Genomic DNA, 15,918 nt, shown 5'->3' with positions numbered 1-15,918 from the left:
CTCCGCGGAACTCGCCTTACGCCCGCCTTTACGAACATTTATACATCCCAGACGCGCAGTAGATATTGTTTGCCATAGCAAGGTAGTAAGGCATGTCACCCATGTGCTTGGTCGTATTCGGGCCCCATCCGTTACCCTGCATCGCTCGCGTCTTGTAGTTTTCTTCTCCGCCATTATAGATGCCATACACAACGTCATCCGGCGTGTAGTTCTTTCTGATGACATCGGGAGCACTGCTTACGTAATCCTCCTGCAAGTGCTTCACATAGTAGGCTTCGGCTTTCATGTTGAAGTCGTCATCGTCAGCAAGATCGTTCCAACGGTGGTTTCCGAACTCCTTTGGATATTTCTTTTGAAGGAGCTTGAAAGTGTCCGGCTTGATGTTGCTGAGCCCAAGAGATGCGCCACCATGCGGCCACATACCAAGAGATGTGCCGATCTGCGCCGCTACTTCGTACGGATCGTACAGAGGACCAAGACGGGCCGCTTTACCCGAGAGCTCCTTGAGCGCGATTGCCAGGAGGAGTCGTGCATCGATACCCAGCTTCTGACCGTACGTCATGGCAGCGTCGATAGTCACAGACAGGCGTTCCCATCGCGCGAAGATTGCCTCAATGGCGGCGAACCGGCTAATCGTCAGGCGCGGGTTATCGAGGGACCACGAGTCGCCATGGGGAACGATTCCTCCTCCCCAATTCGATGGTCCCGTGAATCGACTGTCCCCTGCGTAGATTCCCGTCGGGTGGTGACCATCAATTGCCCCACACGGCGTGTCGCGACTGCACCCTAGACGCTTCCCATCAGGATCCTTGAAAGTAATCGGGCTGTTATTGGCGTAGGCGTATCCGTTTATTTGCTGAGGGTTGGTGGTGTCAGTGATGGGATCGTCGGAAACGAATCGCCCAATACTGGGGTCATATTCGCGAGCTCCGAGATGCGTGAGTGCAGTGACATCTTGCTGTCCGCCTAGGAATCCGCGACGTGTGGGCCACGTTTCGACGGTGGCCCCACGGGAGTTGCCGAAGGGGTCTTGTCGCCGCCATGTCGTCTTATGAGAAAGAGAGTCTTCAACGGCTACTTGGGCTGTACCTTGCGCGTCCTCAAGGATCCATGTGTATTGGCCACCATCATGACGTACGGCGAACGTCTGCCCCTTGTACTCGTAGTATCTAGTGCAGGCAGTCTTCTGCGTATCTGCCTTGTAACGGACTTCTTGGTTGGGCAGGTAGAGAACGGTGCCAGTTTTGTCGTGGGTCAGGAGCCTGTTGCCATCGGCATCGTCGATGTAGGAACTCATGTCTTGCCCATCAGTCACTGACGAAAGTTTGCCTTCCGGACCCCACGTCAGGGTCTGGTCCCCCGTGGCTCCTGGGCGGCTCGTGGTGTTGCCAGCGGGGTCGTAGCTATAGGTGGCGGTGGTGTCGCCAGTGCTGTTGGTGGTGGTGGCGGACAACAATGTGTGTGGCTGTTTGCCGCCGGGCTTGGGGTAGGTGTAAGTGGTGGTGCTGGCTTTGCCGGCGGTGGTGAGGGAGGCGTGGTTAACGAGTTGGGTGCGGTTGCCGGTGGCGTCGTACTGGTAGCTCTGCCAGTAGGCGGCGGGGCCGCCGAGGTTGTCGGTGGTGGGGGTGCTGGCGCAGGTGGCCGATGCGTTGGGAGTCCAGGCTTGGGTGAGGCGTTGGAGGTAGTCGTAGGTGTAGCACTGGGTGTCGCCGGTGGTGGTGTCTTGGGTGCTGGTGATGTTGCCGGAGGGGTCGTAGGTGTAGTGAGCGTCGGTGACGGTAGCCGGTGTCGCGGCAGTAGTGGTTTTGGTTTCGGTGAGCCGGCGGGTCGCATCATCGTAGAAACGGGACTGCGTCACGTAGGTGAGCGCGGTGCCGTGGTAGGTGACGGTTTCGAGCTCGCCGAAGGCGGTGTAGCTGGTTTGGGTGACGTAGTGCGGGATGGTGTTATCGCTGCTAGCCAGCTCGGCGGGTAGGCCGGTGGTGGAATCGAAGCTGGTGGTGACGGTCTCGTTCCACCCGTCGGGGGCGTCGGCAGAGATGGTCGGGTAGCGCAAGGATTGGGGTGTGCCGTCGGCGGCGTAGCCGTAGACGTAGCGGTAGGTGCCGGCGAGGCCGGTTTCGTTGGTGGGGATGACGTAGTCGACGGTGACGGGTTTGCCGAGGGCGTTGTAGTTGCGGATCCAGGTCTTGTAGTCGTTGCCGTCGATCCACCGGTCGGAGTTGGCGATGAGGCCCTTGCCGCTCACGGCGGTGTCGTAGGTCCAGGTGGCCCGCTTGTTGGCGTCGGCAACCGCGTCGTCATAGAGGCCGGTTTTGCGGCCGAGTGTGTCGTAGGCGTAGGCGAGGGTCTTGCCGCGGGCGTCGGTGGTAGTGAGCTTGTCCCCGGCGTCGTTGTAGGTGGCGGTAGTGGTGCCGCTGTCTGGGTCGGTGAACGAGGTCTGGTGGCCGAGTAGGTCATAGCCGTAGGACCAGGTGTTACCGGCGGCGTCGGTCACCTTCTGAAGCTGCTGCTTGCGGTTGTAGGTGTAACTGGTGGCGTCGTAGTCGGTGCCACTGGGTGCGGTGCCGTGGTACTGACGCAGTTCCGTGGTGTGGCCTTCCGCGTCGGTCGCGGTCCGGGTGGGTGTGCCGCCCTGGGGAGGAGCGACCGTGGTGTAGTCACCGCCGTAGCTGGTGGTGGTGCGCCACTGCTCGACTTCCTTGGAGATCTGCACGGAGGCGGTGACGCGGCCGGCGCGGTCGTAGTCGGTGCGGGTCTGCTGCGGGATCACCCAGTTCTTGTCCACATACAGCGTGGCGCTCGGGGCGAGCGGGTCGAAGTGGGCGGCGTTCTCCAGGTGTTTCCGGCCGGCGGAGTCGTAGATAGTGTCGGTGATGACCCGACCGCCGTCGCCGCCAACCGCCGCCGTTTGGGTTTGGCGTTGGCGGAGTAGCCCGTCGTAGATGGTGTAGGTGGTGGTGTACTTCGTCGCCGTTGTGGTGGTCGCGGCGTTGAGGATGCTGGTGGTGACGGAGTTGTTGCCGTTGCTTGAGATGACGTAAGTGAAGGTCGCGTTCGGATCATCGGTGCCCTTGACCCGCGGCGCCTTCCAGATCTTCGTGGCGCGTCCGAGCGGGTCGTACTCGGTGTCGGTGCGGTAGCCGTTGGCATCGACGGCGCCGGTGGTGTCGCCGCGGGCGTTGAGTTCGGTGGTGGTGGTCCAGCCGAGCGGAGTTGTTGTAGTCACCTTCGTCACCGGACCGCCGGTGACCGGGATGTAGTCGGTGTGTGTCTTTGCTTCGCGGGCATCCCACGAGTCGACGGTGCGGCCGTAGGCGTCGACCGTCGAGTGCGCAGTGATGGCGTAGACCGGGCCGGAGGCGTTCCAGTTCGTGGCCTGCTCGGTGCGAGTCGCATCGCCCTTGGTGGGGGCCGTGCCGTAAGCCTGACCGTCGTAGCTGGTGCGCTGATCGTTGATCACGTCGTCGACCCCGGCCGGGTCGGTTCCGCACGGTAGCGCGGTGGTTAGGGTCCGGCCGACGGTGGAAAGGATGTTGGCTGAAGTGTTGCGGGTGTAGGTGGTGGCGGTGCACTTCTCGTCACCGGTCTTAGCGATGTCACCGGCGTCGTCGACCTGGCTGGGCATGCCGTACGAGTCGTAGCCTGTAACTGTCTTCGTGGTGCGCCAGCCTCGGTTCGCGTCGAGCGCTGTCTGGGCATAGGCGGTCTTGATGCTGGTGTGGCGGGCGTAGGCGCTGTCGCCAGAGATCGTGCGGGTGGCGGTCGGCGCAGACTGCCAGCCCTCGTTGACGGTGCGGGACACCGGCTGATCGGTGGTGCCGTTATAGACGGTCTGCTGGCGCATCATCCCGGACATGGCGTCGGCGTCGGGCTGGTCGGAGCCGATCCCTGCCGGGATACTGACGCGGCGGGTCGTGCCGTCGGCCTTCTTGTCGCCGTCCATGCCCTGGTAGTAAGTCGCGATGCTGAGCGTGTCGGAGCCGGTCTCGCCGACCTTGGTGGTAACCGAATCGTAGCCACGGAACTGCGACCAGGTCCGCTTCGACGCCGGGGTCAGCCCGTCAGCGTCGTCGTGGTGCCAGGCCGGGCTGCCGTAGGTGTAGCGAGTGATGGTGGCGTTGTTGCCGGTCAACTGGTCGTACTCGCTGACCTGCGCCACGGCGTACTTGTGGTACCAGTCCGTCTTCAGGTTGTCCGGGTTGGCCGGGTCGGGGACCTTCACCGGGAAGCAGCGCAGCGTGTTCGAATCCGGCGCCGAGGGCATGGTGGTGCCGGTGATGCACTGCTGCGGGGTGTAGGTGACGCCGATCTGCTCGCCGGACTCGGTGAAGATGTTCCCGATCCGCATCCAGTTCATGGTGCCGGACCCGTCTTGCGGGTCGACCCGGTTCTGCAGCTGGGTCCACTCGAACCGTACTGACGGCAAGGCGGTGCTGCCGCCGACCAGACCGGTGCGGGTGATCGTGTTCAGCCACAGCCCCGGTTGCGCCCCGTCGCCGGGGTTGGGGAACGTATGGCCAAACGTCCACTGGTCGACGTTGGTGTACTTGGAAGTGGCCGCGTTCCACACCTTCGTGGTGATCGACGTCAGCCGCTTGGTCGACCAGAACGTCGGCGAATACTTGTTCGCGCACGTCGTGCCGGTGCAGCTCTGGTCCCACGGAGTGTCTGGCCAGTGCGCCTCGTCGTGCGTGGTGCAGTCCGACAGGCACCGGTCGTCGGTGCCGAACACGACCTGCGCCGGCGCGCTGCCCGCGAACTCGGTGCTGTCCCGGTTGTCGGTGCCGTAGTCGATCCGGCTCAGCGTCCCGCCACGGGTGTAGGACTTGACGTTGGAGTCGGTGTTGTTCGCCGCGTACTTGTTGGTCTCCGGCGCCCACCACAGCGACATCGTGTTGCCGTGCGGGTCGACCACGTAGTCCAGGTTCCACCGCCACGCCTGCTGGCACGACGAGTCCGCGAACGCCGACTCGTGACACGGCTCGCCGCTGTTGTTACCGAACACCGGCTCCGCCCACGCCGACTGCGTCTCGTCCTTACCCGACGCCCAGCCGGGCAGCCGGTTCAGGCCAAAGAAGTACTGCGTGCCGTCCGGGGTCGTGATCTTCCAGTACTCGTGGTCGTTGTCATCGTTGACCGTGTCGGTTTTCCGTTCGATCCTCGTCCCGTCGTCGTCCTTCAACCGCCAGGCGCCCGAAGTGTCGTCGCGGATGAGTTCACCGGCATGCCCGTCCAAGGTCAGAAAAGCGTTGTCGGTGCCCCAGCACAGGTCGCCTGTCTTGCTGCTGTTGTTGGCGGTGCCGCCCATGTCGTCGGAGCATGCCTTGTACCTGCGCTCGACATAGCCCGGCGAGTATTCGAATCCCTCCCCCAGCCAGGACGGCTGGTTATTGCTCGCCTCGGACCTGCCATCCACGGACGACGACGAGTACGACAGGTTCACCTCGGGGGCAAGGTCACCCGGTGCCGCAGGCGTGTCAACCGGGAATGACCAGGAGAAGTCACCGGAATTGTTGCCAGCGGACCAGGTCGATGACGTCGACAACGCGGTCGCTTTGAGATCACCGACAACCCCGGACTGCGTTGCGGTGAGCGCGAACAGGGTGCCTTGCATCGGGCTGGCAGCGTCGATCGGGATGTCAGCGGTTGCGGTCCCGGCCGTCACATTGTTTCGGGTCCCCAGCGGCACGGCCCGGCCACAGTCCTTGCGACGCTTGGCATCCAGCGCGCACTCCGGAACTTGGACGATCTTCAGGCGTGAGGCCCATCCCCCGCCGTACGCGTGCCGGAAGGCGGAGTAGTCGATCGAGACCGACGCGGTCGTCTTCGCCCGCTTGCCGTCGGCACGGGCCACCCGGAACAGCACACCGGCGCTGTAGCCGGTCGCGACCGCGGTCTGGTGGTCCAGGATCCGCACGGAGGTTTTCGCTGGCGCCGTCGTCTTGCGCGACGGCGCGCCGACCGACACCGGTAGTTTCCCGACCTTCACTCGCGGCTTCCCCCGGGCGGGGACAGCGGCGTCGGCGTGACCAGCGGCGGGCCAACGGGGGGCAGCGAATGCGGCGGTCTGCTTCGCTGCCCGCGCCTGCCTCGAGTCCAGTTTGCGGGCATGCCCACGCACGTTCTTGCCCGTTGGCTTCCCGTGCCTGGGCGCCACAGCTGGCGCGCCCGCCGGGGCGGGCATCGCCACCGCGGGCACCGTCCCGAGCATCGTCGCGATGAGCACGCCGCTGGCCGCCGCAGCGATCAGCTGCCCAGCGCGGTTTCGGGCGAGTCGTTCCCACCATCTGTTGCCAGTCCTCATGGTTGTCCTCCGCACGCGCACGCCGAACCAGGGGGATCGCTGGGGATGCCTTGCGGTATCGCGCGGTGGTGCGGCCCGGTCACCAGCAGCCGGGCCGCATCACAGAGCACGAGTCAGCCGCTGTCGGCCATCGCCGACACCTGCGCATCAGTCAGCGCACCGGCGTACAGGTGCACGTCGTCGATCGCGCCGTTCCAGAAGTCGGTGACACTCGACGTGCCGCCGGTCGGCGCCCATCTGCCGCCACCCACCGTGAGCGGGCCGGTGGCGTTCCAACTCGTGGTCCGGTCGACGTCGCGTACGCGTTCACCGTCGACGTAGAGGATCAGCTTCCCGGCCGCCGCGTCATACACGCCGACCAGCTGCACCCACGAGTCCTTGTCGTTCTCATCGATCAGCGTCGGCGACTGTGCCGTTCGCCAGGTCGCGCCGTGGTCGGCGTCGGCATCCACTGCGGCAAAGCCCCATGCCGGGCTGCCAGTGCTCGGCCGGAACCCGAGGTAGAACCCGCTGATCGCGGAACCCGACTGAGCAACGGCGGTCTGGTTGGTGTCACCGAAGGTCGTGACCTTCAACGACGCCGCCACCGAGAAAGACTGATCGGTACGCACCGCCGGCCCGGACGTGGACGCGTACCCACTGGTTCCGTTGAACGATCCGGCATAGCCAAGGTCGGTAGTCTGCTCGAAGCTCACGGCTCCGTCGGCGGGCCAGGTCAGGTTCCGGCCCCAGCCGATGGAGTCGGCAGCTTCCTCGCCGAACCCTTCCTCGAAGGCCCAGTTGCCGACCTCGATCGGGTTCATCAGTGCGGGCCAGTTGTCCGTTCCCGTGGTGATGTCCTCGCCGACGATCACCCGGTCGTAGACCCTGGCATCTGCGATCTGGCCTGGGAATCGGTCCGCGGCGTTCCCGTTGTCCTTCGCCCGGCCGACCGTGGTCGGACCGGTCGCGTTCCAGCCCTTCGCGTATGTGGCGGTCGCCGACAGGGTGCCATTGACATACAGCCAGATCTCACCCTCAGCATGGTCGTAGACGCCGACCAAATGCGTCCAGCGGCCCGCGACCGGCGCCGCCCCGCACGCGAACGTCAACGCACCCGTTGAGGCATCGGCGTCCCGGGCGATCATACACCACTTGCCGCCCTGGTCTTCGCGGTACTGCAGGCGGAACGAGCTCATCACCGTCCCGTCCTGCGCCATCACTGTCCGAGACCCCGACAGGGCGCCAGGAAGTACCCACGCGGTGAAGCTGAAACTGTTGCTGGTGTCCACCACAGGAGCCGTTGTCGCCGCCGCAGAGCCTGATCCGCTGAACGAGGCGGTGTCCGATCCGATCAGACGGGCGTCTGGTGCCCAGTCGAGCGCCGTCGGTGTCAGCATCGGCCCGCCGGCTACACCAGAGGCGAAGGGGTCCTTGCCGTCCGGCCGCTTCTCCAGCCGCCAGGATGCCTTCGGGCCGGTCGCTGCCGCTGCCTCAAAGTTGTACGACCCGACCGCGCTGGTATTGCCGGCCTGGTCGACGCTCTGCAGATACAGCACGTTGGTCCCGTACCGCGGCGGCGTCATCGTCAGTGTGGTCGAGGTGGACTTGAGCGGGACCGCCTTCGATTTCGCCGGCGGTGTCGACCATCCGTACCTGAGCGCGACAACGTCGTTCGCGGTCCAGGCGACCGCGAAAGTGCCGGCGATGCCCGGTCCTCCGTGGGGGGCATCGTCGGTGTTGTCGTAGTCGGCGGACGTCGCACTCGGCGGATCGGGCTTGGTGGTGTCCACGGTGAACGTACAGAATCCAGACCATCCGCCGTACTGGCTGTACGGCGCAGGGTCCTTGGCGCGGACCCGCCATGCGTACTTGTGACCCGAGATCAGTCCCGACGAGATCGTCACGCTCGCGTACTGGCCATTCCGGACCGTCGCATACGACTTGTTGCCCAGCGGGGCACGCGACGGATCCGGGGCGCCGCCCGTCGGAATCTCTTGCCACTCGAAGTACGCGGTCAGATCCTGAGTGGTGTCCGCATCCCAGAACTTCGCCTTCAACGCCGGAGTCGCAGTCCCCAACAACTGCGTGCCGGACGTGCATCCCACGGTCGCGGTCGTGAGTGACGAGGGCACCCCGGGGTAGGAGTCGAAGTCGACGATCAGCTTCGCGTCCTTCGGCCAGAACGTCTTCCACCGGTAGTCCAGCGTCTCCCCCGAATGGCTGGAGTCGTTGGCCACCAGCCCGACCGTGTATGCCGTCCAGTCCTTGCTCACGCCGTACTGCAGATCCGACTTGAGCGCGCCCGTGAACTGGACTGTGGAGTCTGGCTGCGGGCAGGCGTCCTTGTTCGCGTGCCCCGAGGTGGTGTCCAGGTACTTCTGCAGCACCATCGATCCCCACGTCGAGCGGGGCGTGGCGGTGATCGCCGAGGTGCGGTACAGCGAAACGGCGGTGGCATCACACGAGTACGAGTGATGCATGTTCATCGACACCTTGGCCGAGTAGATGTACTTCTTCCGGATCGTGATCCCGCCCGAGGTCGTCGGGAACCGGAAGAACGACCGGTACAGCCGCCCGTCACCCCCGTACGCGGCGGGGTTCACCCCCACCCACGCGTCGTCCACCGTCCAGTTGGCGTTGGAACTGTTCGCCCACGCCCACTTCACCGCGTCCACGTTCGCGAAGTACGGATCCACCACCACCGGGAACACCGTGTCCGAGCCGGCCAGCACGGCCAGATCCGGCGTCAACTGCAGATGCCCGTCCACCACATCGGTATCGACCGCGGCCTTCTGCGCTCCGTCCGACGGTTGCTCGGTCGCGATCTTCGGCGCCAGGCTCGTCGTCTGTGGGCTGGAATCCCACATCACCGCGCCGCCGGCCTCGGCCATCGGACGACCGCCCGCCGCAACCCGCACGCCGCCCTCTGGCGACGGCCCCGCGATGGCGTCGCCGCCCAGCGTGTAGCGGATCGTCTTTACCGCCGGGTTCGCCGCCGCTTCCGGCGTCTTGACGATCAGGTCATGACGGAACCCGGTCGAGGTCGCCGTGACCCGAAGGTCCACGCCGGGTAGCACCTCGGTGTAGGTAGCCGAATCACCCGACACTGTCGGGACCGGCAACGCCTGCGGCCAGGAGATCGTGAACGTGTGCGTGCCCCGCGCCAACTCCACCAGCGGCCCCGAGCCTCCCGGCGAGAAGCTCACATCCGCCACTGATGCCGCCGGCACCAACCGGCCGTCTGGGCCGGCATGCAGGCTCGGATCCACCGCCGTCCACGACCCATCCGGCTTGTGCACCCGCTCCGGTTCCACCGCCGACTCCAACGACAACCGGCCCGTCTGCTCCGCAAACACCTGCGACCACTCGGTACGACCCGAAGCGACCTCGACCCGCTGTCCACATCGGACAGCCATCTCCACCGCCGACGCCTCATCCGGCGCCTCCGAGGAACATGCCGGCTCCGCCGACGCCCGCCCTGTCACCACGGTCACCGGCAACAGCGAGGCAGTAAGGGCAACCACCGCCATCAGCGCCCCCACTTTCAGCCGCGCGCCAGCCTTCAGCGCACACTGAACGACACCGAACCCCACCGGGAAATGGCAGCCGGGACCGTTCACGTGACTCCTCCCTCAGGGCAGCACTCAGCGACCGTCGGCAAGAAGACGGCAAAACCGAGTCAGAGCGAAGGAAGGCTAGCGATCACCCACAGCCGCGCGGAAGACACGGGTGACAATAACTTTCAGCGACCATCCAAAACGGGACACAAGCCTTCGAGAAGACGCGGCGGTCTCACGGCTCGTGAACAGCGGCCAACATCGACAGGTGGTTTTGACCCTAAATAGGCATACCCACAAGCGCCTTACATCCATGTAATACGCACCACATCAAACGACGCGAAGATGAGCCAACTCAAGCACGGGCGATCCAGCGTCGCCAGCCGGAAGCCGCCTGGGCGCCTGCTGCTCGGGAAACCCGATGGTGGGGGGCGCCAGTGCGGCGGGTGTATGTCGCGTCCCGCGTAGGTTTGCTCGAACATGGACGTGGGGTGGCCGGTGTCGCTGACCGAGTACTCGGAGCCGGCCAGTACGGCGTGCCGGCACCGGGCGGCGGCGGGGTCATCATGTCGAGCAACTCGGCACGCTGGTTCCGATCCACCAGCAGACCGTACTGGGCGGGCGCCTGCGCGAGACGACCGTCGCTCGGGCACCACCGAGCGGTAGAGGCGGGATAGCGCCCGACTGCAGCAAGCGGCCATCACAGTCAGCGAGATTGGGGCCTGCAACTGGGCTGTCTGCTCGTAGCAGCACCCGCCATGAACAGGATGAACAGGACGCCATTCGTACGCTTGAAAGTCCGTGGGCGAACAGTCGACGCGTAGCGTTTTCGCAGGTCAGGACAGTGGGCTACTCAGCGTTAATTCGCATTAAAGCGGATGAGATAGGACACCGACTCGACGTAGGAGCACCCAAAAGACCGGCCCAAAACAGCGTTTTCGCAGGTCAGAGGTGGGGCGCGTGGGACTCGAACCCACAACCTACGGATTAAAAGTCCGCAGCTCTGCCAATTGAGCTAGCACCCCGGCATCGACGCTACGTGCCGCCAGTTGCCCCTCGCTGCCCGCAGCCGTCGCCAGTCGGTCATGATAGCCGACAGCCGACACACTCCGGACAGTGAGCAGAGCGGCAGGTAGAGGCAACGCGCGGCAAGTTTGGCGGAGCACCCATCGAGCACCCAAGTCGAGCACCACGACTCGACGACAGCGAACGCGAGGCCCGTTACCGACTGCAACGGATGCCTGGGCTGCTCCAGAGCACCCTAGTGTCGGGGTGCGGACGGCGCGATCATGACCGCGCGCCTCACAACCCGATGCGGGTTGTTGAGTGCGTGCCGGCAGGGGGCTGGACTTTAGGGTCGCTGCTGGAGATGTGCTGCGAGTTCCTGCGCGACGGCACGTGATGCCTCCGCCAGTCCGTGCTCATCTACGAGCATCGCAAGCTGAAGGAACGCAACGAACTCGTCCGCAGAAGGCCCAAGAGAGAGCCCCGAGACGCGCTGCCGGTTTGAGACGTGTAGAAGTACGTGCTCATCAGTTACGTTCGCGGAAACGAGTTTGCTGTACGTCCATTCCCGGGTGCGAGTCGTGCCTGTGAAGACCACGCGCTTGCTGGTCACCGCGACTGCGCCCTGGTCGACGACGGTTTGCGCGACCTGGCCCGGTGCGTACTTGCCGCGAACGCCACCTACGCGTACCCGCACGCCAGCAGGGACCCGAATGCTTGCTCCGCGCGTCCCGCTCGTGTAGGCCCCGCCAGTGGAGCGAGGCTCGACAAGATCACCGATACCCGTCCACACCCCCAGTTCACCCGGCCGCAGTGCCAAGCCGCCATCCCAGTGGGCGCCATGGCCCATGGCGATAGTCGCGTGCGCAAGCCGTTGCAGGAGCTCGTATTCACGCTCCCACTGCTCACGTCGCTGGGCGAGTTCCTTAGCCTGCTTCCGCGCTACCCCCCGCTGTGAGCGTCCCAGCTTCGGTGCCGGGGAATCGCCTGGTCCACCACGATCCCCCGACTCAGGCTCTAGCTTCAGGTCGGAGCCGGCGGGCGCCGATCGGGTCGGCTCGTCTGCACTCCTCGATTCGGCTAAGGCAGCCTCAAGCCGTCTGAAGGTCTCCGCCTGCTTCCGGCGGAAGTGAAGCTTGTACTTCTGGCCAGTTAACGTCGTAATGACCAGTTCTCCGTTGATCAATCGGCGGGCGTCGCGAAGCTTTAGACCGGTGATCTGGCTCGTCTGAACAGCGACTTCCTCGGTACGGCCATGCCCGGCCAAGGCAAGGTGGGCAGCTCGGTTGGTCCCACGGATCCGCAGCGTCGATCCGTCCCATGAACCGTGGATCATGTAGCCGTCGAACTCCACCTGCCAACTATCCCTGCGATGGCCGCATTTCCCCGTGGGCCGGATGACCGCTCCTTCGATCCTTGCGGCTCGGCTACGCCAACGAACCGCTGAGGAAGGGTCCACGGTGCAGGTGATTAGTCAGGCGCACCACGGTGTCCACGCCCACGTCGGTGAACTGGCCGGCGACCGCGCCGCCGGCCGCGCCCACGACTCTCACCGCTGCGGTCGCGTTTCTCCCAGATCCGCAGCCGCCAGCCCGGCTGGGCGACCGCGACGGCCGCAACCCGGCTGCACAGCGTTAGCCCGGCGAAACCGGCGATCGAACGAGCAGCCTTGAGTACGCCGACGCGTTCGTCGACGACCAGCGCGGTGTTGTCATCAGGATCGAACGAGCGCACCTGCAAGATAGTGAAGCGGGCAGGGGGTTCACACCGGGCGATCCAACCCATAGGAGAAAAATTCATCCCGCAACAGTGCCGAACCTGCCAACCTGCCAACAACCGGCGTGGACCGCGGGTGCGAACCTCCACCTCACTGATCTGTGTAGGAGGCGCGAAGAGGCTCACCAGCACTCATCCTCCCTCATGGCGGAGCCGACCGAGCTCCGCACACGCTCTCCATCCCACGGCCCGCCGGCTGCCATGACCGCGGAGACCATCGGCAGACGAACCGCTATCTCTACCAGCGGAAACGGCGTCAGATCGCCGTGGTGAACCCCAGACGGCCGCAGGCCCGGGGGCCCGCGCCAAGACGAGTTCGGGCTGCAGCGTCGCCAGCGTGCCTCGACCCAACCCCCCGATGACGGGCACGTGTCCTGCGTCGGCGGCTGCCACACGAGCGGCCCGGACGTGACCCCGCGGCCGACCACCCCGGCCGGATCCACCGCGCCCTGTGTCCCCGGAGGTCGGGTGAGCAACAGTCGCCGAGTTCAAATTAGACGTTGACATCGGGTCTAAGTAAAACTATCTTGGATCTAGACCTACAGTTCGGGTTTAACTAGAGCGAGGTGCTGATGGTAGACGTGATCCTCCGTGACGTAGACCCGGCCAAGCTGCCGGAAATCATCAAGCTGCTGGAGCCGACGAAGCCCGAGCTGTTGGAGGTGCCGCAGCCGACGTGGACCGTGGACGAGGCAGAGCAACTCTTCCGCGACCTGCGCGCCAGCGCACTGCAGTTGCTGCGCGAGCTTGTGCGCCGGGGCGGCCGGGTGGAGGCCGACGTGATGCGCGGGCCTGAAGGCGACCAGTCGCTTCGTGGGCTGACTGGTCCCATCACCAAGGCGATGACTCGACTGGAGAGGGCCGGCCGCGTGCGCGAGGGGCTGGAGCATCCGGTGAGAGCCGAGTACGACCCCGAGATCCGCTCGTACCAGCGCGCACTCGCGTTCACCATGCCCGACGAGCTGCTTCCCACCTTCACCATCGCCCTGCAGCAAATCGAGGAGGGCTGACAACGCTGATCAGAACGCCCTGGCAGTCTGCCGCGAGGGCGCGGGATCGACTCCCGCCCGGGGCACGCACCACCAATACATTGGAGAAACACTCGCCACCTGCCGACAGCCGCTTGTCGATCGCTGGCTGACCTCCCAAAGCCATCAAGGCACCTACGCCGCCCGGCCATTCGTCGCGTGGGCCATCCGCAGCGACCTGGCCTTCGCGATCAACATCCCGACCCGGCCACGACGAGCCGCCCACCGCCCTCTCGACGCCGATGACCGCTGGGACATCGCTCGACGACTACTCAACGACGACTCCCTCGAAACCAAGGACCGAGTCGCCGGACTGATGGTCCTGCTCTATGGCCAGACCCCAGCCCGGACCTGCCGCCTGAACAGCGCACACGTCATCCACGACGAGCACGGCGTCGCCCTCCGCCTTCACACAACACCCCTGCGGCTACCGCCGCCGTTGGACGAGCTGATCCTGCAACTCGCCGACACCGCCCACGAACACCAACACGCCGTGATGGCGAACGAGCACAACGCGCCCTGGCTGTTCCCCTCCCAACGTCCCAGCAAGCCGCTGAGCAGCAAGCAACTGGCCACCCGCCTCCGCCGGATCGGACTGGCCAGCGAATCCGGACGATGCGCGGCTCTGCTCGACCTCTGCACCCAGATGCCGCCAGCCGTCCTCCAACGCCTACTCGGCGTCAGTCCCGCGGCAGCCGAACGATGGGCCGCCGGGGCCGTCAGGACGGCCTACGCCGCCGAGGTGGCCCGCCGATCATGACGTCGCCGCTACCGAACCTCGATTCTCCGCTTGGTCGAGCGGTGAACGATGAGGTCCAGGCAGCGCCCCGGACCGCCTTGGCTCAGCCCAGCGCGTCCATCAGGGCGGTGACATAGGCATCCAGCCGTTCCTCCACGGCTCGCGTCGTCAGCTCTGTCCTCCCTGCCTCCCGCCATGGCTGCGCCACCAACTCCACTTCTTCTGAGCACGCCAGCCCGTCCCGCACCTGCCAGTACAGCCGCTCGCTCGCAGCCGCGGCCAGCACCCCGCCGGCCTCCTCATACGCCTCAGCGAACCGCAGACCCCACGCCGGGCCGTGCAGCAGCGCGAGATTGGTGGAGCAGTGCGCCACATCGAGATCCGCCGGGCCCCAGGAGCTCGCTGCCCAGTCGACGACGCCGGTGATCCGGGCATCTGCCGGGCTTGAGGGCGGCACGTCGAACAGCACGTTGCCGGGTTGGAAGTCCCGGTGCAGGAATCGCCCTTCATAGGGCGGCGCGGGCCTGCGGATCACGTCGATCGCCGCAGCCCATGCCGCCGCGTCGCCGCCCTTAGGAGTCACGACGGTGTCGGCGGTCGTCAACGCCACAAACTCCTGAGGCCGCTCGGCGGGTCGCAGCGCGTGGATCGCCACGAGTTGACGGGCCAGCAGAGGAACGCGCGTCTCCAAGCCCTCATTGTCGAGGACCGTGCGGCCTGCCAGATGTGTCATCAGGAGCGATGGATACTCGCAATGCGCGGCGGTCGGATCAACCGCGACCAGTCCAGGAGCCGGCACGCCGGTGCCCGTGAGCAGGGACAGGGCGCCGGCCTCCCTGTTCAGCCAGTCCCCGGCGTGCTTCATGTTGACGAAGCTCCGCAGCACCAGGTCACGGGTGCTTCCATCCCGCGTGCCGATGGCAAGCCTCCGCATTTCGGCAGTGATGCCGCCGTGCAGCACCTCGGTCCTGACGATCCGTTCGCCGGCCTCCAAGTGCCGACTCACCCAAACCAGTGTCAACGGTAGGACAGCCGCCGCCCCATCGTGGTTGGTCACCGAGCCACCTCATCATCCGGAGTGGCACGCGCGAAAGTATATGCAGGAGAGCTCCAACAGTCTCTGCACAGCAGGATCATCCACCAGCAGCACCAAGTATCCCGGCCTCCAGCCCCTGGAGCACTGTCGGATTCTCACCCCGAAGTGCGCCGCCGATCCGGTCCTGCCTCAGTCATCAGTCGCCATCGGGGCTATTCCGCACACAGGAATATCCGAACCTGCCGACAATGGCCCGGCTGCTACGCAAGCACCCCACCTGGCTGCACGAGCACGGCGGCCTGGCCCACCTGGACCAGTCCTTGCACCTGCTGTTCGCTCTGGTCACCGCGCTGGTCATCGCCTGACGACCGCCGTCCCACCCCGCCCGACGAGAACGGCCGCGCTGGCCGCGCTGGTCGGGGTGGGTGCGGTGGCCGCCAGGACGGCGACCACACCGGGGATGCGGTACGCGACCGGCCTGGACGCCC

The 15,918-nt window shown here is 65.5% G+C and carries 6 protein-coding genes and 1 tRNA gene; 2 read left to right on the top strand and 5 right to left on the bottom strand.

Annotated elements, in window-relative coordinates; all coding sequences use genetic code 11:
• Positions 1-28 precede the first annotated feature (28 nt).
• The 4 genes from Aru02nite_RS33175 to Aru02nite_RS33160 all read right to left on the bottom strand — a co-directional run bounded on the left by Aru02nite_RS33175 (position 29) and on the right by Aru02nite_RS33160 (position 12,205).
• Positions 29-5,992: an RHS repeat domain-containing protein gene (locus Aru02nite_RS33175; RefSeq protein WP_203664267.1), complete on the bottom strand. Its 5,964-nt coding sequence runs from the start codon at positions 5,990-5,992 to the stop codon at positions 29-31.
• A 428-nt stretch (positions 5,993-6,420) separates the two neighbouring features.
• Positions 6,421-9,909 carry a LamG domain-containing protein gene (locus Aru02nite_RS33170; protein ID WP_203664266.1) on the bottom strand — a complete coding sequence of 1,163 codons (3,489 nt, stop codon included), beginning with the start codon at positions 9,907-9,909 and terminating at the stop codon, positions 6,421-6,423.
• An 889-nt stretch (positions 9,910-10,798) separates the two neighbouring features.
• Positions 10,799-10,871, bottom strand: a tRNA-Lys gene (locus Aru02nite_RS33165).
• Between the two features lie 326 nt (positions 10,872-11,197).
• Positions 11,198-12,205, bottom strand: a complete 1,008-nt coding sequence (locus Aru02nite_RS33160) for a hypothetical protein (RefSeq protein WP_203664264.1) — start codon at positions 12,203-12,205, stop codon at positions 11,198-11,200.
• A 994-nt stretch (positions 12,206-13,199) separates the two neighbouring features.
• Here Aru02nite_RS33160 and Aru02nite_RS33155 point away from each other — a divergent pair.
• Positions 13,200-13,637 (top strand): hypothetical protein, encoded by a 438-nt coding sequence (locus Aru02nite_RS33155; protein WP_203664262.1) that lies wholly within the window; start codon positions 13,200-13,202, stop codon positions 13,635-13,637.
• Between the two features lie 334 nt (positions 13,638-13,971).
• A complete protein-coding gene (locus Aru02nite_RS33150) occupies positions 13,972-14,415 on the top strand; it encodes a hypothetical protein (protein ID WP_203664260.1) in 444 nt (147 codons plus the stop codon).
• Between the two features lie 82 nt (positions 14,416-14,497).
• Here Aru02nite_RS33150 and Aru02nite_RS33145 read toward each other — a convergent pair whose 3' ends face one another.
• Positions 14,498-15,451, bottom strand: a complete 954-nt coding sequence (locus Aru02nite_RS33145) for a phosphotransferase family protein (protein ID WP_203664258.1) — start codon at positions 15,449-15,451, stop codon at positions 14,498-14,500.
• Positions 15,452-15,918 lie beyond the last annotated feature (467 nt).

The organism is Actinocatenispora rupis (assembly GCF_016861975.1).
In the GTDB taxonomy this organism is placed as follows: domain Bacteria; phylum Actinomycetota; class Actinomycetes; order Mycobacteriales; family Micromonosporaceae; genus Actinocatenispora; species Actinocatenispora rupis.
Note: the sequence above shows the minus strand (reverse complement) of the source record. Positions and strands in the feature narration are given on the sequence as shown.